This window comes from Pseudomonas sp. NBRC 111131 (assembly GCF_001320525.1).
GTDB classification, from domain to species: domain Bacteria; phylum Pseudomonadota; class Gammaproteobacteria; order Pseudomonadales; family Pseudomonadaceae; genus Aquipseudomonas; species Aquipseudomonas ceruminis.
In genome coordinates this window covers 172,137-195,760 of record NZ_BCBH01000008.1, presented here as the reverse complement: position 1 = coordinate 195,760, position 23,624 = coordinate 172,137, and the positions used below count along the sequence as shown (strand labels likewise).

Sequence of the window (23,624 nt, the reverse complement as noted above, 5' to 3'; positions counted from 1 at the left end):
TGAAATCACCGAACCGGGTGGCGACACATTGCCAGCAGCGTCGGTCAGGGTCACTTGCAGCGACGAGCCATCCTTGACTGCCGGATTCAAGGTGAGCTGGAAGGTCCCGTCGGCCCCCACAGTACCGGTAGCCAGCACGTTGCCCGCGCTATCGCGCACCTGGACGGTAGTGCCCACTTCACCACGGCCGCTGATCTGCCGGCCGGCAAGGCCAATCACCAGGTGGGTAGGTGCAGCTGGTGGGGTGGTGTCGGGAGGGGTGCCGATACTGTCATCCGGTGCCTGGATGGCAGCGGCGGGCGAGGTATTGCCCGCTGCATCCTGGGCGGTCACCGACAAGGCCTGGCCGTCAGTCTGCGGCGGCTGCAGGGTGACGCTGAACACACCATCGGCACCTGCCACGGCGGTGCCCAGCAGGGCGCCGTTGGCACCGCGTACTTGTACGGTAGCGCCAGGTTCGGCACGGCCGGTGAGCGTGGTGCCTTGTTCATTGATGGCAAGCCCCGAGGGGGCAAGTGGTGCGGTCACATCCGGTGCCGTTACGGCACCCGCTTGCGAGACGTTGCCGGCGGCATCCTGAGCGGTCACCGACAGGGCCTGGCCGTCTGCCTGAGGTGGCTGCAGGGTGACACTGAACACACCGTCGGCACCTGCCACAGCCGTGCCCAGCAGCGCGCCGTTGGCGCCGCGCACTTCGATGGTGGCGCCAGGCTCGGCACGGCCGGTGAGGGTGGTGCCTTGCCCGGTGACGGCCAGCTCCGAAGGGGCTGACGGTGGGGTCACGTCAGGCGCTGTCACCGCGCCAGGTTGCGAACTGTTGCCCGCCGGGTCGGTCAGGGTGACACCCAGCCCCTCGCCGTTGACCTGAGGCGTGGTCAGCGACACGTCGAACGTGCCGTCGGCACCAACGACACCAGTGCCGATAAGGTTGCCCGCGGCATCGCGCACGTTCACCGTCGCCCCCGCTTCACCCCGGCCACTCAGACGCAAGCCATCAAGTGATACCAGCAGGTCGACAGGAGAGGCGGGTGGGGTGGTGTCGCCTGGCTCGCCGCCGCCGCCACTACCGCCTCCCCCACTGCTGTTCGCGGCGGCGGCCGCACCACCGACGCCCAGCAGGCTGAGCCCGGCTATGGCCCAGGTAGGCGTCGCGCTGCCGGCAACACCGATGCCGGCCACCAGCTCATCGAGCGAGGCCACTTCATCGAAGGTAAAGCCGGTGAAGGCCGCCGCATCGTAGTTCGCATGCCACAGGGTGCCGTCTTCGCCGACGAACACCATGTCACTGCCAACGCCGGCCTGGTCCACGACGAAGAAGTTGGCGACAGTGACCTTTTCCCCCGTCTTCAGCGTGACGATAAGGTCCTGGCCACGCCGTGTGACGGTTGCCACCTGGTCTGGGGCAACCGGCATCTGCACGACGGCGGGGCTGTTGAGCGTGATATTGCCGAAGGCGCTCTGGGTGGCGACTGCGGATTGCTTATCGGCGACGACGATGTTGTCCATGAATGCTCCCTGCTGGTGTGCGGTACATAGAATCGCCTTCTGCGATCCTTGGCCGGCGTTACCTGCCCAACGGGTGGGGCTGATAGCGCGCAGGCTGGCCCAATAACGGCCCTGTTACCGGTGGTTAGGGAGATATAGCAGCCCCGTAGGAAGCAACCAGAGGCTTTCTGGGTTAATCCTTTGGTGAGGGAGGGGCTCAGCGCAGGCCGAGGCGACGAGCCAAACGGCTAAGGTTGGCGCGGTCCAGGCCCAGTTCGCGCGCCGCTGCCGCCCAGTTGTCTTCATGGCGTTGCAGGCATGCATCGATCACCTGGCGCTGGTAGGCGTCGACGGCATCGCGCAGGCCGCCTTCGGCAACGGGCAAGGTGGGTAGCGGGGCAGGGGAGGCGGGTGCGTTGTTCGGCTCGGCTATCTGCACCCGCAGGTCGAGGTCGCTGGCTTCCAGGGTGAGGATGCGTGGGCGCTGCGGCTGTTGGCCCATGGCTTTGAGGGCCGAGCGGCCGATGAGGTGTTCCAGTTCCCGCACATTGCCGGGCCAGCTGTAGGCCAGCAGTGCGGCCTGGGCTTCGCTGCTCAGGCGTAGGCTGTTGAGGCCTAGGCGCGATCGGTTCTGTTCGAGGAAATAACCCGCCAATAGCAGCACATCGCGGCCGCGTTCGCGTAGCGGCGGGACCTGTAAAGGGTACACGCTCAGGCGGTGGTAGAAGTCGGCGCGGTAATTGCCATTGCGAACTTCGGCGGCCAGATCGCGGTTGGTTGCGGCGATCAGGCGTACGTCCACCCGGTGCTCACGGTCCGATCCCAGACGCTGTAATTGCCCGCTTTGCAGCACGCGCAACAGCTTGGCCTGCACGGTCAACGGCAGTTCGCCCACCTCATCGAGAAACAGCGTGCCGCCGTTGGCCAGTTCGAACTTGCCGCGCCGTTCGCCGTGCGCGCCGGTGAAGGCGCCGCGGACATGGCCGAACAGTTCGCTCTCCACCAGCGTATCGGGCAGCGCAGCGCAATTGAGGCTGACCATGGGCTTATCGGCCCGGCTGCTGGCCCGATGCAGCGCTTGCGCCACAAGCTCCTTGCCTACGCCGGTTTCACCGGTGATCAATACGGTCAGGTCACTGCCGCCCACCAGGCGAATTTCTTCCACCAGCTGTTTGTGCGCCTTGCTTTGGCCGATCAGCTCTTTGTCCTGACCGCTGGCCTGGCGATAGATTTCGGCGCGGTGACGTTCATCCTCGGCGCGCAGCGCCAGGTGTTCGATCCGTTCTGCCACGGTTACCGTGGCAGCGGCGAGGCTGGCGAACGCCTGCAGGGCATCCAGTTCCATGCTCTGGAATTGGCCAGGGGTAAGGGCATCCAGGGTTAACAAGCCCCACGGATGTTCGTCGACCATCAGCGGGCAGCCCATGCAGTCGTGCACTTGCAGGTCGGCGCCGTGGGCGTTGACCAGGCCATCGTAGGGGTCGGGCAGCTCGGAGTCGCTGGCAAAGCGCGTGGGTTCCGGGCGGCTGAGGAGAATCTGAAAGCGTGGGTGTTCGCTGACTTTGAAGCGCCGCCCAAGCGTGTCAGCAGAAAGGCCATCCACTGCCAGCGGCACGAGCCACTCACCATCCAGGCGCAGTAGCGCGGCTGCATCACATGGCAGCAACCCGCGCATGGCCTGTAGCAGGCGCCGGTAGCGCTCCTGGTCGGGCAGGTCGCGGGACAGGTCGCTGACGAGCGGGAGAAGCGCGGTGAGCAAAGGCTTTGCAGTCATAAGGACTCCTGTTGGTCTTTATGACTATACGCCGAGATAGGTCTTTTTGACATGGTCAGGTGCAACGCCTTGAATGCTGGGGGTTTTAAAGTTGGCACGAATGCTGAAGTGACGGATGCAACCATTCATAGCCCAAGGCTTAGGAGTCGTTGCAATGCTCAACGCCGAACAACGTGCAATCATCAAAGCGACCGTCCCCCTGCTGGAAACCGGCGGTGAAGCGCTGACCACCCATTTCTACAAGATGATGCTCAGCGAATACCCAGAGGTACGGCCGCTGTTCAACCAGGCCCACCAGGCCAGTGGCGACCAACCACGTGCCCTGGCCAACGGTGTACTGATGTATGCCCGCCACATCGACCAGCTGGAGCAGCTTGGCGGCCTGGTCGGGCAGATCATCAACAAGCATGTTGCCTTGCAGATTCTGCCGGAGCACTACCCGATTGTCGGCCGCTGCCTGCTGCGCGCGATCGAGGAAGTGCTCGGCAAGGACATCGCCACCCCGGAGGTGATTGCTGCCTGGGGGGCGGCCTACGGGCAACTGGCTGACATCCTGATCGGCGCCGAGGAAACCCTGTACAAGCAGAAGGAAGCGGCCGCGGGTGGCTGGCGCGGCAGCCGCGAGTTCAGGCTGGTGCGCCGTGAGCAGGAAAGCAGCGAGATTGTTTCCTTCTACTTTGCCCCGGTGGATGCAAAGGCGGTACTCAAGGCTGAGCCGGGCCAGTACATCGGTGTGCAACTGTTCATCGACGGTGCCGAGCAGCGTCGCAACTATTCGCTGTCGGCCCTGAGCAATGGCGAGGAGTACCGGATTAGCGTCAAGCGTGAGGTGGGAGGCAAGGTATCCAATTACCTGCATGATGAATTGATGGTGGGCGACACCGTGCAGTTGTTCCCGCCGTCGGGCGACTTCACGCTGGCTGCCAGTGACAAACCGTTGGTGCTGATCAGTGGTGGGGTGGGTATCACCCCGACACTGGCAATGCTCGAAGCGGCATTGCAGACCGAGCGCCCGGTGCATTTCATTCACTGCGCGCGTAATGAGGGTGTGCATGCATTCCGCGGCTGGGTCGATGCGCTGGCTAAACGTCATCCGCAACTCAAGCGCTTCTACTGCTATGCGCAGGCCGAAGGGACGCATGGCGCTGATGCCGTGGGGCTGTTGAGCCAGGAGTTGCTAGGCCAATGGCTGCCACGCGAGCGTGATGTGGATGCCTACTTCCTTGGGCCCAAAGGGTTCATGGCGGTGGTCAAGCGCCACCTCGAAGGCCTGGGGGTACCGCAGCAGCAGAGCCGTTACGAGTTCTTCGGGCCCGCGGCTGCGCTGGAGTGATCAACTGACTGCGTCGACAGCTGGGTAGCGGGGCGGCCTGATCGTGGTACCAGGCCGCGCCCGTCACTGAGGCTGTACTTCTTGCTTATATATGAAGAGAGATGAAACCTGCCTGGCAACTTTCATCGTTAATCATCCTTTAATCACTGTATTCTTCACTTCCGGGTGTCGAGGGGCTTGCCCCTGTGCGGTACCCGGTTTGCGGCTTTTTTACCGGCCGACGTTGAACCGACGTCGCAGCAACCGGTCTGAGCATCTCCGGATAGCCCTGCGCAGCCCTGTCTCGCCGCCGCCTCGACACGCTAATGGTCAACCTGCGTGTAGACTTGCGCCCAGGCAGGCGAAGCACGCCGCCCCCTATCCATCGAAGGAATCGGCAATGAACGAACAACTATCGCGCCTGAATCGGGAACGGCGCTTTCTGGTGCTGCTGGGAGTGATCTGCCTCTCCCTGATCGGCGGCGCGTTGTACATGCAGGTGGTGCTTGGCGAGGCGCCCTGCCCGTTGTGCATCCTGCAGCGCTATGCCTTGCTGTTCATCGCCGTGTTCGCCTTCATCGCCGCGGCAATGCCAGGGCGACGCAGCCTGACCTTCTTCGAGTGCCTTGTCGTGCTCAGCGCCGTTGGCGGAATCGTTGCGGCCGGCAACCATGTGTATATACTCGCCAACCCTATGGTCAGTTGCGGCATCGACACCCTGCAGCCGATCGTCGACGACTTGCCCCTGGCCAAGATCTGGCCATTGGCGTTCCAGGTAGACGGCTTCTGCAGCACGCCATACCCGCCGATCCTCGGCCTGTCGCTGGCGCAGTGGGCATTGGTGGCGTTCGTACTGACCGCCGTCCTGGTACCGCTGGGCATCTACCGCAATCGGCGCCAGTCTTAGACATAAGTCCCGAATTGCGTGGGGTCTTTTGCACCTACAGCGAACAGGGAAAAGTCGCCTCCCGCTTGACCCAGATCAACCACAAAGCCTTGCAGTACGCGGGTTTGAGGGCTAGCAAGCGGGGTGCGACAAACTGTCGCGAAGTTGATTTTTTGATCAGCATTGTTACGCATTCTGTAAAAGACTGTTGCTCAATAAGTCATAGTCAAGGGTTGGCGACCTAACTACAATCGCCCCCAATTTCCGTTCGGCACTGCTTGCGAGTCGCAGGATTGAAGGAAGCCTCAGCGCTCCCTTTTGCTGACTTCGTCAAGTTTCGCCCAGCGGCGATACCGGGCGGATACCCCTCCGCGTTTTCCCGCACCAAATGGACTTGGTCTGAAGTACAGGCCTTTGCCTACGAAACCATAAGCACCGCTAACACGCTTGAGCCAAGGTCCTGCAGTCGGACCCCAGGCAGGAGCGAGTACGGGCGCGAAATGCCTCACTTGGCAGGACGAAGTGCTGGCTACCAAAACACAAATTGCATTGAAGCAAGCTGATCTAGAGGTCGTGAGATGAGTAAAAAGCGTTACCCCAGACTGTTTGGCATATTGCCCTTTTTAGGCATGCTTTTACTCAGTGGGTGCAACTGGACCCTGCTCGACCCGAAAGGTCAGGTCGGCATTGAGCAAAAGAACCTCATCCTCATCGCTACCGGCCTGATGCTGCTGGTGGTGATTCCGGTCATTATCATGACCGTGGTGTTCGCCTGGAAGTACCGTGCTTCCAACAAGGCTGCCACCTACACCCCCGACTGGTCGCACTCGACCAAGATCGAGGCCGCAGTGTGGATCATCCCGATCCTGATCATCATTGCCCTGGGCTGGTTCACCTACCACTCCACCCACAAGCTGGACCCTTACCGTCCACTGGATTCCGATGTGAAGCCGGTGCAGATCGACGTAGTGGCGCTGGACTGGAAGTGGCTGTTCATCTACCCGGAGCAGGGCATTGCCACGGTCAACAAGATCGTCTTCCCGGCTAATACCCCGGTCAACTTCCGCGTCACTTCCGACGCCGTGATGAACTCGTTCTTCATCCCGGGCCTGGGCGGCCAGATCTACGCCATGGCGGGGATGACCACCAAGCTGCACCTGATCGCCAATGAAAACGGCGAGTTCGACGGTATCAGCGCCAACTACAGCGGTGCTGGCTTCACCGGCATGAAATTCAAGGCCACTGCAACTTCGCAGGCTGACTTCGATGCATGGGTCGCTGAAGTCAAGCAGTCGCCGAAGAAGCTGGACAAGGCTGAATACGAAGCCTTGGCCAAACCAAGCGAAAACAACCCAGTCGCGCTGTATAGCGAGGCCTCGCCTGACCAGTTCCAGATCATCGTCGACAAGTACGAAGGCATGAACCGCGGTCGTCCGAGCCACGAAGAAGCAGGCAGCAAAGATCTGGCCACTACCAAGGGTGTGGAATCGAGTATGCAACCAGCTGCCGGTGCAGAGGAGTAAGAGATGTTCGGTAAACTAAGCCTGGAGGCGATACCCTACCACGAGCCGATAGTCATGGTGACGCTTGCCATGATCGCGCTCGGTGGTATCGCTGTCGTCGGTCTTATCACCTATTTCCGCAAGTGGACCTACTTGTGGACCGAGTGGCTGACTACGGTCGACCACAAGAAGATCGGCGTGATGTACATCATCGTCGCGATGATCATGCTGCTGCGCGGCTTTGCCGACGCCATCATGATGCGTACCCAGCTGGCTGCCGCTACCGGTGGCTCCGAAGGCTACCTGCCGCCTGAACACTATGACCAGATCTTCACCGCCCACGGTGTGATCATGATCATCTTCATGGCGATGCCGTTCTTCACCGGCCTGATGAACCTTGCTGTTCCTCTGCAGATCGGTGCACGTGACGTTGCCTTCCCGTTCCTGAACTCCCTGAGCTTCTACCTGCTGCTGGCAGGCGTGCTGCTGGTCAACATCTCGCTGGGCGTTGGTGAATTCGCCAAGACCGGCTGGGTTGCCTATCCGCCGCTCGCGGGCATTCAGTACAGCCCTGGGGTGGGTGTCGACTACTACATCTGGGCGCTACAGCTATCCGGATTGGGTACGACGCTTACCGGTGTGAACTTCCTCGTCACCGTGATGAAGATGCGCGCACCTGGCATGAAGCTGATGGACATGCCGATCTTCACCTGGACCTGCACCTGGGCCAACGTGCTGATCGTGGCTTCGTTCCCGATCCTGACCGCTGCACTCGCACTGCTGACTGTTGACCGTTATCTGGACTTCCACATCTTCACCAACGAGCTTGGTGGGAACCCGATGATGTACGTCAACCTGTTCTGGGCGTGGGGTCACCCTGAGGTCTACATCCTGATCCTGCCGGCCTTCGGTGTGTTCTCGGAAGTTACTTCGACCTTCTCCGGCAAGCGTCTGTTCGGCCACCACTCGATGATTTACGCATCGGGCGCCATCGCCGTTCTGGGCTTTGCGGTATGGCTGCACCACTTCTTCACCATGGGTGCAGGCGCGAGCGTCAACACCTTCTTCGGCCTGGCGACGATGCTGATCTCCATTCCGACCGGTGTGAAGCTGTTCAACTGGCTGTTCACCATCTACCAGGGCCGTCTGCGCTTCACCGCGCCGATCATGTGGACCCTGGGCTTCATGATCACCTTCTCGATCGGTGGTATGACCGGCGTTCTGCTGGCTGTTCCAGGTGCTGACTTCGTGCTGCACAACAGCCTGTTCGTAATCGCTCACTTCCACAACGTGATCATCGGTGGTGCGGTATTCGGCTACATCGCCGGCTTCGCCTACTGGTTCCCGAAAGCCTTCGGTTTCACCCTGAACGAGAAGTGGGGCAAAGCTGCCTTCTGGTTCTGGATCTCGGGCTTCTACGTTGCGTTCATGCCGCTGTACGCCCTGGGCTTCATGGGCATGACCCGTCGTCTGAACCACTCCGACAACCCGCTGTGGGAACCCTACCTGTACGTTGCCGTCGTCGGTGCCGTGCTGATCCTGTTCGGTATCGCCTGCCAGCTGATCCAGCTCTACGTTTCGGTCCGCGACCGCAACCAGAACCTGGACGTGACCGGCGACCCATGGGGTGCGCGTACCCTGGAATGGTCGACTTCGTCGCCACCTCCGTTCTACAACTTCGCTCACATGCCTGAGAAAGTTGGCCTGGATGCCTGGCACGAAGCCAAGGAAGCCGGTGTCGCTTACAAGGTGCCGGGCAAGTACGAGCCGATCCACATGCCGAGCAACACCTCCACCGGCTTGTTCATGGGCTTGTTCCTGACCATCTTCGGCTTCGCCTTCATCTGGCACATCTGGTGGCTGGTGGGTGCGAGCCTGGTTGCGACCATCGCGGTCTTCGTTCGCCACGCTGCACGTGACGACCAGGGCTACATGGTTCCGGCCGAAGAAGTGGCGCGCATCGAAGGCGAGCGCATGAAAGCGCTGGCCAAAGCAGGTGCTCTGCCTGCCGGCGCACGTGTCGAATCGTTTGAGCGGGTGTAATCAATGTCCAGTCAAGTAATCCACGGCGCTGCTCATGGTCACGACCATGGGCACGACGATCACCACCACGACTCGGGCCAGATGACCGTACTCGGTTTCTGGCTGTACCTGATGACCGACTGCATCCTGTTTGCGTCGCTCTTCGCTACCTACGCGGTGCTGTCCGGCAGTTTTGCCGGCGGCCCGTCGGGTCATGACATCTTCCAGCTCGATTTCGTAGCGGTTGAAACGCTGTTCCTGCTGCTGTCCTCGATCACCTTCGGCTTCGCCATGCTGAAGATGTTCGCTGGTAACAAAGCAGGCGTACTGGGCTGGTTGGCTGTGACCTTCCTGTTCGGTGCTGGCTTCATCGCGATGGAAATCTATGAGTTCCATCACCTGATCGGTGAGGGCTTCGGCCCGCAGCGCAGTGGCTTCCTGTCGGCGTTCTTCGCTCTGGTAGGTACCCACGGCCTGCACGTGACTGCCGGCCTGATCTGGATGGCAATCATGATGTACCAGATCAACAAGCACGGCATCACGCCGACTGCCAAGACCCGCATGAGCTGCCTGAGCCTGTTCTGGCACTTCCTGGACGTGGTCTGGATCTGCGTATTCACCGTCGTTTACCTGCTGGGGGTTCTGTAATGGCTAACGCACACGACACTCATCACGAAGGTAACCACGGTAGCGTCAAGTCCTACATGATCGGCTTTGTACTGTCGATCATCCTGACCGCTATCCCGTTCGGCCTGGTGATGTACCCAAGCCTGCCGAAGAACCTGACCGTCCTGATCGTGGTGGCCATGGCCGTCATCCAGGTTGTAGTGCACCTCGTGTACTTCCTGCACATGGACCGCTCGAAAGAGCAACGTTCCAATGTGTCGACGTTCCTGTTCACCGCTATGGTAATTGCGCTGCTGGTCGGCCTGTCGCTGTGGATCATGTTCAGCATCCACTTCGAAATGATGGCCAAGTGAGGTAAGACTGCATGTCCGTTAAGCACTTTATCCAAATCACCAAACCGGGGATCATTTTCGGTAACGTGCTTTCCGTGGCAGGCGGTTTCTTCCTTGCCTCGAAGGGCCATGTGGACTTCGCCTTGTTCCTGGCGGTGGTGATCGGTACTTCGCTGGTGGTTGCGTCCGGTTGCGTGTTCAACAACTGCATCGACCGTGACATCGACCACAAGATGGAGCGCACCAAGAACCGTGTCATGGTTCAGGGCGGCATATCGCTGCCCCTCGCGCTGGTCTACGCCACCCTGCTTGGGGTGGCGGGCTTCAGCCTGCTGTATGTCCAGGCAAACCCGCTTTCGGCGTTCTGCGCGCTGATCGGTTTCATCGTCTACGTCGGTTTCTACAGCCTCTGGCTGAAGCGTAAATCGGTGCACGGCACCTTGGTTGGCAGCCTGTCCGGTGCCATGCCCCCGGTGATCGGCTACTGCGCCGTGAGCAACAGCTTCGACCTGGCTGCGGTAACCCTGCTGGTGATGTTCAGCCTGTGGCAGATGCCGCACAGCTTTGCCATTGCGATCTTTCGCTTCAAGGATTACAGCGCTGCCAACATTCCGGTCCTGCCGGTGGCGCGCGGTATCCTTGCGGCGAAGAAGCAGATCGTGCTGTACGTGCTGGCCTTCGTGCTCGCCACCTTGATGCTGACCCTCGGCGGTTACGCCGGCCTCGGCTACCTGGCCGTGGCAGCTGCCATGGGCCTGTACTGGCTGTACATGGCCTGGGGCGGTTACAAGGCCGAGGATGACAGCAAGTGGGCCCGTAAGGTATTTGGTTTCTCCATTCTCACCGTCACCGCCCTGAGCGTGATGATGTCGGTGGACAGCCAGACCGCTGCGGACGTGCTGATGACCTACGCGCGCTGATAGTGCTGCCTGTTTCACGAAAACCCCGGCCATGAAGCCGGGGTTTTTTTATGTGTAGTTTTCCTGCAGGGCCATATCGCCGACCAGCCAGCGCCAACAGGTAGTGCATAGCCCAAGGCCGTAAACACAAAATTTGATATTTCCAAAAAATACATCTGAAAAGATCTATCAAAACAGGTAAATATCCTTTACAGATATCCTGTTTCGGCATTATCTTCTGGCTTAGGCCGCCACATCGGCCAACGTCGCTCGGACGGTTCCGGGCGCTAACGTCTCCAGAGGAAGCCATGGCCAACCCAGGTTCGCCGCGTCGCTTTGCGCGCATCGATCGTCTCCCCCCCTACGTCTTCAACATTACCGCCGAGCTCAAGATGGCTGCCCGCCGCCGTGGTGAGGACATCATCGACCTGAGCATGGGCAACCCTGACGGTGCCACACCACCGCACATCGTCGAGAAGCTGGTGCAGGTCGCTCAGCGTGAAGACACCCACGGTTATTCCACCTCTCGCGGTATCCCGCGCCTGCGCCGGGCCATTTCCAATTGGTACAAGGAACGCTACGAGGTCGACATCGACCCGGAAAGTGAAGCCATCGTCACCATCGGTTCCAAGGAGGGCCTGGCCCACTTGATGCTGGCCACGCTCGATCAGGGCGACACAGTGCTGGTGCCCAACCCGAGCTATCCCATCCACATCTACGGTGCAGTGATTGCCGGTGCCCAGGTGCGTTCGGTACCGTTGGTGCCGGGTGTGGACTTCTTCAATGAGCTTGAGCGGGCGATCCGCGAGTCGATCCCCAAGCCGAAGATGATGATCCTCGGCTTCCCGTCCAACCCTACCGCCCAATGCGTGGAGCTGGACTTCTTCGAACGCGTGGTGGCCCTGGCCAAGCAGTATGACGTGCTGGTAGTACACGACCTGGCTTACGCCGATATCGTCTATGACGGCTGGAAAGCACCGTCGATCATGCAGGTACCGGGCGCCAAGGACATCGCGGTCGAATTCTTCACCCTGTCCAAGAGCTACAACATGGCGGGCTGGCGGATCGGCTTTATGGTTGGTAACCCAGAGTTGGTCAGCGCCCTGGCGCGCATCAAGAGCTACCACGACTATGGCACCTTCACGCCGCTGCAGGTTGCCGCGATCGCGGCATTGGAGGGCGACCAGCAGTGTGTGCGCGATATTGCCGAGCAGTATCGCCAGCGCCGTAACCTGCTGGTCAAAGGCCTGCACGAGTTGGGCTGGATGGTCGAAAACCCCAAGGCGTCGATGTATGTTTGGGCGAAGATTCCGGAGCAATACGCCCACCTGGGGTCGCTGGAGTTTGCCAAGAAGCTGCTGGCCGAGGCCAAGGTATGTGTTTCGCCCGGTATAGGGTTCGGTGACTACGGCGACGACCATGTGCGCTTTGCACTGATCGAAAACCAGGACCGTATACGCCAGGCCATCCGTGGCATACGCCAGATGTTCCGCGCCGACGGCCTGACGCGCAAGTAAGCGCCAGCCGCATGCCGGGCCGCTCACGCAAGGCCTGGCATGCGGCTTTTCAGTTTCACCGGGCGGGCTTCCGCCTGCATGCGGTGCATCCTTACGAATACGTTTTGCGCTCCCTTTTCTTGAGGTGTGCAAATGAGTGTTTTTACAGCGTACTTCTGCGGCACGGGCGCCCACCGCTTCGACGGGAGCAACCCCAACTTCTGGAACGGCGAACTGGTTTCGTCTCTTGCTGATAATGACCAGAGCCGCGAATTTGCCCACTGGGTGGCGGTCGACGGCCCCGGCAGTGGCAACCTTCAGGACGACAGCCTGTTTGTCGAACCCGGCGGCTACTTCAACTGGACAGGCCAGTTGTTCGGCCACGGCTGGGAGGAGAACGTGGCGCATGTGCTGCAGGTCATCAAGGGCGGGAGTGATTGGCAGCGCACCGAACTGAGCGAGCGCGAATACGAAAAGCTCAAGGCCGCTGGTGTGCCTATTCCCGATGCTACTGCCACCGCATCCTGGTTCTGGCGCACCTATGCCTATGGCAAGCGGCATCCGACGCCTCAGGCGTTGCAGGAACAGATCATCACCCAGTTCCGTAAGCCGCGCATTCCGACTCAGGTCAACCTGGTGGGCTGGAGCCGTGGCGGTATCAGCTGCCACATGCTGGCCAACGCGATGGCCGCCGATCCAGCGCTGAAGGCTATTCCAGTCAATATCTTCACCATCGACCCTGTGCCGGGCGTCGGTAACATGCAGGCGCATCGGGTAAAGCTCGCCGGCAACGTCAGGGAATACGTAGGGTTCTATTCCCGTGACGAGCGCTCCAAGGGGTTTGCCTGCGTGATCCCGTCCACCGCGCCGGATACCCGCATGTGCATCTACCCAATGCCCGGGCGCCACGCCACCTTGGTGGGCAATGCCTCGGCCGATGGCGCCGGTGGCGGCAAAGAGCTGGTCGAGCCTGGGTTGATCGTCCGGCATTTTGCCGAGGTGTGTCTGACGCGCTGGGGTGTGACGTTGAGCAACCGGCTGAACTTGAGCGACAGGCAGCTGATGGATTATCACCGATGCATCAAGGCTGACGAGGACAAGTACCGGGCAATGCGCAGCAAGTCCTATACCTTGGTCACCGAAGGCGGCAGGGAGGAGCGCCTGGTGCACCGTGGTGACGCGCAGACCGTTTTCAGCAGCGTCCGTGGTGAACATCTGGACCCAAGCGACGGCCTGAGCCAATGCCACTGGGATGCCAATAGCTACAACGCCTTGCGTTGACGAGTACGGGTGGTCACCTTGGAAGGTGGCCGCCTGTGGTTGCCGGATAGGCGGTGATCTTTTTTTGCATGACCCTCTTCTCAGGCGCCCTGGCTTGGATTACAAATGGCGCCGCGGGCCAGCCCCGATAACAACAACCTTCCCTCCGTGCCATCATGTCCGAATATAACCCTTGCCTTGACTGCGGCGCGTGCTGCGGGTACTTCCGTGTGTCCTTTTTCTGGGGTGAATGCCAGTCTGCCGGGGGCCTTGTCCCCGATGACCTGGTGGTGCAGATCAACCCTTCCCGTGTGGCCATGATCGGCACCGATGCCAAGCCCTGCCGCTGCATCAGCCTTCAAGGCGAGATCGGCAGCGAGGTGGCGTGCAGCATCTACGCCAACCGCTCCAGCCCTTGCCGTGAGTTTGAGGCATCCTGGGAGGGAGGCGTGCACAACCCCAGCTGCGACGATGCGCGAGCGGCCTACGGTTTGCCACCGCTGACCCCTCCAGGCGCCAATGAGCCGCACTGGCCGGATGATGGGGCTGAGGTGGCCTGACGGCCGTAAGTTGCCTGGGCGGGCCCTGATGGCCGCAAGCCGGCGCCCACAGGTGGAAACGAGACTGCCCTCGAGCTGTTCACCCTTCAGCTCAGCGCAAGGGCCAAGGCGCTGATAGATGACAGGGAACGGGTCTTGAGCAGGGGCGCATAAGCGATTTTGCTGCCGCTTTGCGGCCCCGGGATGCTTGTACACGCCGCATGACGTTAAACTGTCATCTCCCCAGCAATGGATAGGAGATCCGGCGTGACCGCACCCCGCAGTTTCCCCCCCGACCTCTGCCTCGACAGCCCGCGGCTGCAGCTTCGCCCCATGCGTCACGGCGACGCCGCGCAATGGCTGGCCATCATGGCAGACCCCGAGGTGATGCGTTACTGGCACCATGCCCCGTGGCAGAACCTGGCCGAGGCCGAAAGCGCCCTGGCCGCCGACCGTGAAGCCTATGCCAGCGGCGATCAGCTCAAGTTGGGCATGTACCGCCGCGACAATGGCGAACTGATCGGCATGGTCCAACTGTTCAACATCGACGATGTTTCCCGCCGCGGCGAGATTGGCTACTGCCTGGCCAGTGCGATGCAGGGCAGGGGGTATATGGACGAGGCGCTGACCTGCTTCATCGACTACCTTGCTCACACGTTGCACATGCGTCGCCTGGAGGGCGAGATCGACCCGCGTAACCTGGGGTCGGCACGCACCTTGGAACGCCAGGGGTTCGTCCTGGAAGGTACCTTGCGCGCCCGTTGGTGCGTGGCAGGCGAGTTGTCCGACTCGGGCATCTATGGATTGTTGCTCGAGCCGCCGGTGGCATGACCGCTTTCTATGTGGCTTTCAGCCTCGCACTGTATCTGCTTGGCCTGTGCTTCGACGGCGCCTTGATGAGCGCCGGCAGGCATATGCCTGCGTTGCAGATGCTGCTCTACGGGCCTTGGGGCATGCCCTTCGGGTTGTATCAATGGTTTGCCAACCCGTTGCTGGCGCTGGCGGTTCTGGCCCATCGGCGCTTCCGGCGCCTGGCCCTGGTGGCCGGCTTGGCGGCGTTGTACCTGGCGGCCAGCAGCTTCGGCATCGACCGGCTACCGGATAACATCAGCTACGAGTTCCAGGACCGCACGGGCTTTGGTGCGGGCTTCTACTTGTGGTTGGCGTCTATCGCGGTGTTTTGCGCCGGGCAGGCGTGGCACGTCTGGAAGGCGCGTAGCGCTGCGGACATGCCAGGTTGGCGCTGGCTCGATGTGGCGCTGATTGCCGCGCTGGCGCTGGCGGTCTATGCCGCTACGCAAATGCCGTCCCTGCGCTTCGAGCCAGGCAAGGTACTGATGCCGCCGGAGCAACCGCAGGCGTTTTGATGTTCACCAGGAGGGTTGTGATGAACACGCTGTACTTGATGGGGGTGGCATTGGCGTGTGGCATGCCACTGGCGATGGCTGAGGAGCACTCGCCAACCTACACCCAGTGCATGGACAAGGCCTCCAGTACCGTCGCGATGAGCAGTTGCATCCAGGCCGAGACCCAACTGCAGGATGCGCAACTGAACCGGGTCTACAAGCAACTGATGACCAAGCTAGACGCGGCGCCGCAGAAGAGCCTGCGGGACGTTCAGCGGCAATGGATCGCTTACCGCGATGCCAATTGCAAGTTCCACGTGCAGGCGAGCGGCGGAACGATGGCCCAGCTTGAAGGTGGCATGTGCATGATGGACATGACCCGTGAGCGGGCGGCGGAGCTGGAGCGAGTGCTCAGCCCGGGGCAGTGAAGCGCCTTATCGGCGGCACGCCAGCTCCACAGCTACTGCAACCCATGAACGGTCGGTGCAGTACCTGCAGGCGCTGGCTGGCTGGCGATGGGGTGTGAAGCGGCCCCCTTACACCTCGCGCGGCTGACGCTGCGCCCGGGCTTTCAGGTACTCGCGCACTTGCGTGGCATCCCCGGCAAACTCGATGCGGTCGGCTTTGGCCGCGCGCTGGTAGGCATACATCGGGTCGTAGTACTCGTTCAGCAACCCTTCGATCCAACCCCGGTGCAGGTCCACCGCGCTGCTGCGCTGCTGCTCTTCCAGCGCCTGGCGCAGGCTTTGCGACAGCCGCTGGTAGCGCTCTCCCCCCAAGCGCTTGGAGATGTTGGCCATGCTCTGCAGCATGCGCTCGGCAAACAGGCGGCGGCCATCGTCTTCGCCGTGCACGCTGATGAACTCGGCACTCAGGTTGACCACGTAGTCGCGCAGGATGCGCTCAACACGGTTGGCGAAGCTGTCTTCCAGCCACACCAGCGGATACTGCTGCATGCCCTGGTACAGCGCCAGCGGCACCGTGCAGCTGCCGACGATGCGGCCTTCATCCTCCAGCACGAACTGCTCAATGCCCCGGGCGCGCTTTTTCAGCACGTCGATGGCCAGCGTGTTCTCGAAGTCGATCTGCGCCGGCTGTGCGGTGGCGCGTTTGCCGAAGCTGGAGCCCCGGTGGTTGGCATGGCCTTCGAGGTCGAGCACGTTGCTGAGCTGGTGCAGCACATCAGTCTTGCCGGTGCCGGTCAAACCTCCGAGCAATACGAAATCGCATTGCTCGACCGCCTGCTGGGTAGTGTCCAGCAGGAACGTACGCATGGCCTTGTAGCCGCCCCTGACCCGTGGGTAGTCGATCCCTGCTTCGTCGCGCAGCCATTGCTGGACGATTAGCGAGCGCAGCCCGCCCCGGAAGCAGTAGAGATAACCGTCGGGGTTGGCCCGGGCAAAGCTTGCCCAGGCCTGCAGGCGCTCACGCTTGGTGGCGCCGCTGACCAGTTGGTGGCCGAGGGTGATGGCGGCGGCCTGGCCCTGCTGCTTGTAGCAGGTGCCCACCTTCTGCCGCTCGTTGTCGGTCATCAGAGGCAGGTTGACGGTGCCCGGAAAGGCGCCCTTGGCAAATTCGACGGGCGCTCGCATGTCCATCATCGGCACATCGTCGAGGAACAGCTGGCGGAAATCGGTGCAGTCGGGGCGCATCAGAGAACCTCGACCGCGTGGCTCTGTCGCTCGGCCAGCTCGCCGATGGGTGACAGGTGCAAGCCCAGTTGACTGGCCAGTGCAAGGAATTCGGCTTCACCTTCCGGAGCAACCGCCACCAGCAGGCCGCCGCTGGTCTGTGGGTCGCACAGCAGGTGTTTCTGGTCATCGCTGAGGGCGCCGATCTTGTGCCCGTAGCTTTCGAAGTTGCGCAAGGTGCCCCCCGGGATGCAACCTTCGGCCAGGTAGTAGTCGACACTGGGCAGGCGCGGAACAGCGGCATAGTTCAGGTGCGCGGTCAGCCCGCTGCCCTCCGCCAGTTCGACCAGGTGGCCGAGCAGGCCGAAGCCGGTCACGTCGGTCATGGCCTTGACGCCAGCGAGCTTGCCGAAGCGGCTACCCGGGGTGTTGAGGGTACACATCCAGTCACGGGCCAGCCCTTGGTCCTGTTCGCGTAGCTTGGCCTTTTTCTCAGCGGTGGTGAGAATGCCGATGCCCAATGGCTTGGTCAGGTACAGACGGCAGCCAGCGGTCGCAGTGTCATTGCGCTTGAGGTGGCGCTTGCTGACCACACCCGTGACCGCCAGGCCGAAAATCGGCTCGGGGGCGTCGATGGAATGCCCGCCCGCCAGCGGGATGCCCGCTTCGGCACACACTGCGCGGCCACCACGAATCACTTCACGGGCGACCTCCGGTGGCAGGACGTTGACCGGCCAGCCGAGAATGGCAATGGCCATCAGCGGGTCGCCACCCATGGCGTAGATGTCACTGATGGCATTGGTGGCGGCGATGCGGCCAAAGTCGTAAGGGTCATCGACGATGGGCATGAAGAAATCTGTGGTCGAGACCACGCCGCGCTCATCGTCCAGGGCATACACCGCAGCGTCATCGCGCGAAGCATTGCCAACCCATAGCTTCGGGTCCAGGGCCTGGGTGCCGCTTTCGGCCAGGATCACATCCAGCACCTTGGGGGAGATCTTGCAGCCACAGCCAGCACCATGGCTGTACTGGGTCAGGCGAATCGGCTCGCTCATACGCACCTCGGAGGCTCAATTTGTTGCGCGATTGTAGCAAAGCTGGCCTTTGCGCCTGTGCCTCTTATAATTCCTCCCGTTGGCGCCAGTGCCGGCCATTCCCCGCTATTGAACCGGAGAACTCCCATGCTCAAACGTCCCCTGGCGCTCGCCGCCGGCCTCGTGTTGTCCTGCTGTGCCGCTGTCGCCCAGGCCGCTGACACGTTGCGGGTCAGTGCCATTCCAGACGAAGCGCCGACCGAGCTGCTGCGCAAGTTCGAGCCGCTGGGCAAGTACCTGTCCCACCAGTTGGGCATGGAGGTGAAGTTCGTACCGGTGGCCGATTACCCGGCGGTGGTCGAGTCCCTGGCCAGCGACCGCCTGGACCTGGCCTGGCTGGGTGGGTTCACCTTCGTCCAGGTGCATTTGAAAGACCCATCAGCCACGCCGCTGGTACAGCGTGAGCAGGATGCCCAGTTCACGTCCAAGTTCATCACCGCCAACCCTGCAGTGCGCAGCCTGGCCGACCTCAAGGGCAAGTCGTTCGCCTTCGGGTCCATCTCGTCGACCTCCGGCAGCCTGATGCCACGTTACTTCATGCTCAAGGAGGACAACATCAAGCCTGAGGGCTACTTCAGTCGCGTGGCCTATTCTGGTGCCCATGACGCCACCGTGGCCTGGGTCCAGGCCGGCAAGGTCGACGGTGGGGTGCTCAATGCCAGCGTGTGGCAGAAGCTGGTCGATGCCGGCAAGGTCGACACCAGCAAGGTCAGGGTGTTTGCCACCACGCCGAGCTATTACGACTACAACTGGACGGTGCGCGGCAACATGGACCCAGCGCTCAAAGCCAAGATCAAGAAAGCCTTCCTCGACCTCGACCCGGCCAACCCCGAGCATAAGCAAATTCTCGATTTGCAGGCGGCCAGCCGCTTCATCGAAACCAAGCCTGAGAACTACGAGGGCACCGAGCAAGCCGCTCGCGAGGCCGGCCTGCTCAAGTGACCATTGAACTGCATGGCGCTGGCCTGCACCACGGCCAGGTCCGCGCCCTCGAGCCGGTGACCTTGCATATTGCCAAGGGTGAGCGGGTGGCGATCATTGGCCCGTCCGGGGCGGGCAAGTCCAGCCTGCTGCACCTGATGGCCACGGCTGTGAAGCCCGGCACCGGGCGCGTAGCGCTGTTCGGCGAACAACCTTGGGCGTTGTCTGCCAGCGCCCGGCAACACCTGCGTGCAAGAATTGGCCTGGTACATCAGGCACCCCCGTTGCCGCCTCGCCAGCGAGTAGTGACCGCTGTGCTGGCAGGGCGCTTGGGAAGGTGGGGCATGTTGCGCGGCTTGCTTAACCTGGTCTACCCCACTGACGTGGCGGGCGCTCGCCAGGTATTGGCCGAGCTGGGCCTGGCGGAAAAGCTGTTCGTCCAGTGCGGGCAGCTGTCCGGTGGCCAGTTGCAGCGGGTCGGCATCGCCCGGGCGCTGTATCAGCGGCCAGACGTGCTGTTGGCCGATGAGCCGGTGTCGGCGATGGACCCGGTATTGGCCGCGCACAGCCTCGCGTTGCTCAACCGTCATGCCCAGGCCAGCGGCGTGACCCTGGTCGCCAGCCTACACGCCGTGGAGCTTGCCTTGGCGCACTTTCCACGGGTGATAGGCCTTCGTGAAGGGCAGGTGGTGTTCGACTGCGCCGCTTCGGCGGTGACTGAAGCGTTGCTCAGTGCGCTGTATGCCAATGAGCAACTGATTGCCCCGCCGCCGCAAGGGCCGACCCTGGCCGTGCAGATCCCTCGATGCTGACCGCCGGCACCCGTGACCCGGCCACACTGCCGCGGCTGGTGCTCACCTTGCTGGCGCTGGCCCTGTTGTGGCCAGGTCTGCAATTGAGCGAGCTGAACCCAGGGGTGCTGCTGCAAGCGGAAAACCGACAGCAGATCGCCAGCTTCACCCGCGGCTTTTGGCCGCCGGCGCATGATGCCGAATTCCTCCGGCTGTTGGGTGCGGCCACCCTGCAGACACTGGCCGTTGCCACCGCCGGTATGGCGATGGCGCTGCTATTGGCAGTGCCGACCAGCCTGTTGGCGAGCCGTGCCTTGTCGTTGCGTGCAGCGTCTCGCGCTGGCCGCGCGGGGGTATGGTCCCGCGTGGTGCGGATGCCGGTGCGCGGGCTGCTGATCTTTCTGCGCAGCGTCCCCGAGATCGTTTGGGCGCTTCTGTTCGTGCGTGCCGTGGGCCTGGGCCCGACCGCCGGAGTGCTGGCGATCGCCATCACCTACAGCGGCATGCTCGGCAAGGTCTATGCGGAGATTTTCGAATCGGTCGACCAGCGCCCGGCGCATGCCTTGCTCCAGGCCGGCAGCGGTCGGCTGACGGCGTTCTGCTACGGCATTCTGCCCAGTGCTGCGCCAGAGGTGGTGTCGTACACCGTTTATCGCTGGGAGTGCGCGGTGCGCGCCTCGGTGGTAATGGGGTTCGTGGGGGCGGGTGGGCTGGGGCAGCAGATCGACCTGTCCATGCGCATGTTCGCCGGCGGTGAAGTGGCGAGTATGCTGTTGGCGTTTTTTGTTCTGGTGCTGCTCGCCGACCTGCTCAGCCGCTTCTTGCGCGGGCGGTTGGCATGAACCGGCTGGTCAATGTGCTGCTGATGGCTGCTATCGCTGCCGCGGTAGTGGCTTCATTCGGCTATCTGGAGCTGGACCTCGGTGCGCTGGTCGGTCATGGCGGGCTGGGGCAGATGGCCGAGTATGCCGGGCGCTTTCTGCATCCGGACCTGACGGGCGAGCACTTGCAGGCGGTGGGGCGTGGCGCCCTGGAAACCTTGGCCATGTCGGGGTTGGGGACGTTGCTGGCGATGCTGCTGGGCCTGCTGTTGGCGCTGCCCGCGGCGGGGCGCTTCGGCTGGCCGTTGCAGGCTGCGGCACGGGTGCTGCTCAATGCCTTGCGCGCCATTCCCGAGCTGGTGTGGGCCGCGCTGATGGTGCTGGCAGCAGGCCTGGGGCCCAATGCCGGCACGCTGGCGCTGGCGCTGCACACGGCAGGGGTGCTCGGGCGGTTGTTCGCCGAGGCACTGGAGAATGCACCGGCCGAGCCGGCAGCGGCGATCCGCCTGCAAGGGGGCGGGCAGTTGGCCGCGTTCTGTTTCGGCACTTTGCCCAATCTGTGGCCGCAGTTGCTGGCCTACAGCCTGTACCGCTGGGAGAACAACATCCGCATGGCCAGCGTGCTTGGGCTCGTCGGGGCCGGGGGGCTGGGGCAACTGCTCTATACCACCTTGAGCCTGTTCCAGGAGGCGCAGGCCAGCACGGTAATCATGGCGATGCTGGTGCTGGTGTTGCTGGTGGATGCCCTGAGCGATGTGCTGCGCCAGCGGTTCGTGCGGGCTTGAAAAGCCTGCACGGGCGGCCAATTGGCCTGCGCCATTGGTTAGGCAATCGGCACACTCAATTCCCCACACTGAGCCTCACGCTGCATCGATTCGAGGTTGCGCTCGATGGTCTCGCAAATGGTATCCATCTGAATCTGGTGTTCGCTGAAACGGAACGGGCTCTGCAAGTCAGTGCCAATCCGTTCGATGGCCAGCAGCATGAAGCCCACCACCGTTGACGCCAGGGGCGTGAACCAGCCCAGCGACTCGACCAGCCCCACCGGTACGATCAGGCAGAAAAGCGTAATGAACAGCCGCGGAAAGTACACGTAAGGGTAGGGTAGCGGTGTATTGGCGATGCGCTCCATGCCGCCTTGGGCGTTGGTCAGGTCAACCAGGGTCGACTCCAGCCGCGCCAGGCGAATGCTGTCCAACCGCCCTGCCTGATGTTCCCGTGCCAGCAGCGCTGCAGAGCCGCTGAGGATATCGTTGGCGAAATTGTTCGAACGGTTGCGCCGCTCGAACTCGCCCGGTGGGATAAACGCCATCAACTCTTCCGGGCAGGCCTCGCCCTTCAGGTGTGCCGCCAGGCAATTCACATAGGCGATGTGCCGGCGCAGCAAGGTGGCCTTCACCGGGTTCAGCCCGTCATCGGGGTCGTCGATCAGCGTCAGCGTCTGCCGGGCGAAGCTACGTGAGCTGTTCACCAGCGCGCCCCACAAGGTGCGTGCCTCCCACCAACGGTTGTAGGCGCTGCTGTTGCGAAAACTCACCAGCACCACCAGCGCCGAACCCAGCAAGGTCAGCGGGAGCAGTGGCAGGGTGAACTTGCTGTTGAAGAACAGCATGAAGTCGATAGTGACCAGCACATCCCAGATCAGCAGCCAGAACAGCGACCAGCCGATGTAGCCGAGGGTTTTCACCACCAGCCGGTACTTGCGGGCGATCATGTCTTTCACGCGTGGGTGCCTCTAAACGGGTGGGGATGCTGGATCGGACGTCGAGGGGCGTTGAAGGTTCGGTGCGGGAGGTTGCAAGAGGTTTTGCTCCCTCCACCAGAAGAACATCCTGACGCGATTACAGGACGTTGCTGGCTTTTCCATCAGCTGGATGCAAATCGGCAGGAGCGGCCCTGTGGCTCGACAAGGCCTCTCGCCATTTCTGAGGCAGGGTTACGGCTGATTACTCAACGCCACCTCGTTGAATTTGAGTGCCTGTTCATTGTGGTTGCGTGTTTGGAAAACAAGCTTGATAGACGGCGAACGCTTGATTTTCCTGTCGGCTTCCTGGAACTGCAGTGTCACGGTCGTCGTAACGTTACGAATCAGCTGAAACTCGCTCCAGGCGCTGTTGCGCTGCTGACCTACCCGCAACTCACTGATCTTGAGAGGCGCGCCGGCTTCGTCGAACAGGCGTGAGTCACCGCTGAACCTGAACTCGCGATCCATGCCCAAGTTGGTCAGCTGGAATGTGCAGTTGGGGTAGCTGCCGATGTTCTCGCATTCGATCAGCTCGAAGCGGACATCATCGACCACCTCGATGCGCTTGCCCAACAGGTTGCTGCCATCGTTTTCAACGATGTTCGACTGTACCTTGGCGAATTCGAAGCTTGGCTTGGCGAACTCGGTGCCGAGAACGAAAAAGGCAAACGACAGGGCCACGATCAACACGGTGGTCAATGTGCCGCGCATTATTCTGGGGAGGTTGCGTATCTGCCAGCAGATCGACAGGCTGGATAACAACAGGAACGTGCTAACCAGCAAGACGATGTTACGCCAGTTGAGGAAGCCGAAACCGAATACGCTGGGGTCAGGTACCAGGTAGGTGATGACGGCCCACATACCGCCCAGTGCGACACCTACCCCGGTCATGACCTTTGCTACCAGCGTAGTGATCCGATTGCTGCGCGTAGAGGGCAGCGATTGCTCCATTTGGGACATACGAACTCCATGTCATGCCCCTCGCGTTTGCCGGGACGGTTGATTTCAAAATGACATTATCGGTGCTGGAGGCCGCAGGGGTAAAGCGCTGATAGGGCGGCAAGGCCGCAGTGGTGCTGGCCCGCCATTGTGACTGGAGCGTTCGACCAGGCGGAACGCTCCGCCTGGTTCTTGAGGGGCGC

The 23,624-nt window shown here is 61.9% G+C and carries 23 protein-coding genes; 17 read left to right on the top strand and 6 right to left on the bottom strand.

The window, feature by feature from the left end; translation table 11 throughout:
* Positions 1-1,506 (bottom strand): Ig-like domain-containing protein (locus APH34_RS10680; protein WP_054901127.1); only part of this gene is annotated, 1,506 nt, incomplete at its 3' end.
* Between the two features lie 196 nt (positions 1,507-1,702).
* On the bottom strand, positions 1,703-3,259 hold the full coding sequence (gene norR, locus APH34_RS10675) for a nitric oxide reductase transcriptional regulator NorR (RefSeq protein WP_054901126.1): 1,557 nt from the start codon (positions 3,257-3,259) through the stop codon (positions 1,703-1,705).
* Between the two features lie 154 nt (positions 3,260-3,413).
* On the opposite strand from norR, the gene hmpA reads away from it, so the two are divergent.
* From hmpA to APH34_RS10610, 13 genes are all read left to right on the top strand, one after another.
* A complete protein-coding gene (gene hmpA, locus APH34_RS10670) occupies positions 3,414-4,592 on the top strand; it encodes an NO-inducible flavohemoprotein (protein ID WP_054901125.1) in 1,179 nt (392 codons plus the stop codon).
* Positions 4,593-4,971: 379 nt separating this feature from the next.
* The gene (locus tag APH34_RS10665; protein WP_054901124.1) at positions 4,972-5,478 is read left to right on the top strand and encodes a disulfide bond formation protein B; all 507 of its coding nucleotides are present in this window, start codon (positions 4,972-4,974) and stop codon (positions 5,476-5,478) included.
* A 557-nt stretch (positions 5,479-6,035) separates the two neighbouring features.
* Positions 6,036-6,980 carry a ubiquinol oxidase subunit II gene (gene cyoA / locus APH34_RS10660; protein WP_054901123.1) on the top strand — a complete coding sequence of 315 codons (945 nt, stop codon included), beginning with the start codon at positions 6,036-6,038 and terminating at the stop codon, positions 6,978-6,980.
* A 3-nt stretch (positions 6,981-6,983) separates the two neighbouring features.
* Positions 6,984-9,002: a cytochrome o ubiquinol oxidase subunit I gene (cyoB, locus tag APH34_RS10655; protein WP_054901122.1), complete on the top strand. Its 2,019-nt coding sequence runs from the start codon at positions 6,984-6,986 to the stop codon at positions 9,000-9,002.
* Positions 9,003-9,005: 3 nt separating this feature from the next.
* On the top strand, positions 9,006-9,629 hold the full coding sequence (cyoC, locus tag APH34_RS10650) for a cytochrome o ubiquinol oxidase subunit III (RefSeq protein WP_054901121.1): 624 nt from the start codon (positions 9,006-9,008) through the stop codon (positions 9,627-9,629).
* Positions 9,629-9,961 (top strand): cytochrome o ubiquinol oxidase subunit IV, encoded by a 333-nt coding sequence (gene cyoD / locus APH34_RS10645; RefSeq protein WP_054901120.1) that lies wholly within the window; start codon positions 9,629-9,631, stop codon positions 9,959-9,961. Before cyoC ends, cyoD begins: the two co-directional genes overlap by 1 nt.
* 11 nt (positions 9,962-9,972) lie before the next feature.
* On the top strand, positions 9,973-10,860 hold the full coding sequence (gene cyoE / locus APH34_RS10640) for a heme o synthase (protein ID WP_054901119.1): 888 nt from the start codon (positions 9,973-9,975) through the stop codon (positions 10,858-10,860).
* Between the two features lie 287 nt (positions 10,861-11,147).
* Entirely contained in the window at positions 11,148-12,356 is a 1,209-nt protein-coding gene (gene alaC, locus APH34_RS10635; protein ID WP_054901118.1) for an alanine transaminase, read from the top strand.
* Positions 12,357-12,488: 132 nt separating this feature from the next.
* Positions 12,489-13,616, top strand: a complete 1,128-nt coding sequence (locus APH34_RS10630; protein ID WP_054901117.1) for a hypothetical protein — start codon at positions 12,489-12,491, stop codon at positions 13,614-13,616.
* A 155-nt stretch (positions 13,617-13,771) separates the two neighbouring features.
* On the top strand, positions 13,772-14,155 hold the full coding sequence (locus tag APH34_RS10625) for a YkgJ family cysteine cluster protein (protein WP_054901116.1): 384 nt from the start codon (positions 13,772-13,774) through the stop codon (positions 14,153-14,155).
* Between the two features lie 246 nt (positions 14,156-14,401).
* Positions 14,402-14,965, top strand: a complete 564-nt coding sequence (locus tag APH34_RS10620) for a GNAT family N-acetyltransferase (protein WP_054901115.1) — start codon at positions 14,402-14,404, stop codon at positions 14,963-14,965.
* A complete protein-coding gene (locus APH34_RS10615; RefSeq protein ID WP_054901114.1) occupies positions 14,962-15,501 on the top strand; it encodes a hypothetical protein in 540 nt (179 codons plus the stop codon). The genes APH34_RS10620 and APH34_RS10615 overlap by 4 nt, the downstream gene beginning before the upstream one ends.
* 20 nt (positions 15,502-15,521) lie before the next feature.
* Complete coding sequence (locus tag APH34_RS10610; RefSeq protein ID WP_054901135.1) at positions 15,522-15,908, top strand: lysozyme inhibitor LprI family protein; 387 nt, start codon at positions 15,522-15,524, stop codon at positions 15,906-15,908.
* Between the two features lie 108 nt (positions 15,909-16,016).
* Here the strand turns inward: APH34_RS10610 and mnmH are convergent, their stop codons facing one another.
* Entirely contained in the window at positions 16,017-17,132 is a 1,116-nt protein-coding gene (mnmH, locus tag APH34_RS10605) for a tRNA 2-selenouridine(34) synthase MnmH (protein WP_054901113.1), read from the bottom strand.
* Entirely contained in the window at positions 17,132-18,166 is a 1,035-nt protein-coding gene (gene selD, locus APH34_RS10600) for a selenide, water dikinase SelD (RefSeq protein WP_054901112.1), read from the bottom strand. Before selD ends, mnmH begins: the two co-directional genes overlap by 1 nt.
* A 126-nt stretch (positions 18,167-18,292) precedes the next feature.
* Here selD and APH34_RS10595 point away from each other — a divergent pair, with 126 nt between their 5' ends.
* The 4 genes from APH34_RS10595 to phnE are packed head-to-tail and all read left to right on the top strand — an operon-like array spanning position 18,293 to position 21,523.
* Entirely contained in the window at positions 18,293-19,147 is an 855-nt protein-coding gene (locus APH34_RS10595) for a putative selenate ABC transporter substrate-binding protein (protein WP_054901111.1), read from the top strand.
* Positions 19,144-19,938 carry a phosphonate ABC transporter ATP-binding protein gene (locus tag APH34_RS10590; protein ID WP_054901110.1) on the top strand — a complete coding sequence of 265 codons (795 nt, stop codon included), beginning with the start codon at positions 19,144-19,146 and terminating at the stop codon, positions 19,936-19,938. The genes APH34_RS10595 and APH34_RS10590 overlap by 4 nt, the downstream gene beginning before the upstream one ends.
* Positions 19,932-20,759 carry an ABC transporter permease gene (locus APH34_RS10585; RefSeq protein ID WP_054901109.1) on the top strand — a complete coding sequence of 276 codons (828 nt, stop codon included), beginning with the start codon at positions 19,932-19,934 and terminating at the stop codon, positions 20,757-20,759. Before APH34_RS10590 ends, APH34_RS10585 begins: the two co-directional genes overlap by 7 nt.
* Positions 20,756-21,523, top strand: coding sequence for a phosphonate ABC transporter, permease protein PhnE (gene phnE, locus APH34_RS10580; protein ID WP_054901108.1), 768 nt, complete (start codon positions 20,756-20,758; stop codon positions 21,521-21,523). The genes APH34_RS10585 and phnE overlap by 4 nt, the downstream gene beginning before the upstream one ends.
* Positions 21,524-21,561: 38 nt before the next feature.
* On the opposite strand, the gene APH34_RS10575 is transcribed toward phnE, so the two are convergent.
* Positions 21,562-22,461, bottom strand: a complete 900-nt coding sequence (locus APH34_RS10575; RefSeq protein ID WP_054901107.1) for a bestrophin family protein — start codon at positions 22,459-22,461, stop codon at positions 21,562-21,564.
* Positions 22,462-22,674: 213 nt separating this feature from the next.
* Positions 22,675-23,442, bottom strand: coding sequence for a hypothetical protein (locus APH34_RS10570; protein WP_054901106.1), 768 nt, complete (start codon positions 23,440-23,442; stop codon positions 22,675-22,677).
* Positions 23,443-23,624: the final 182 nt, after the last annotated feature.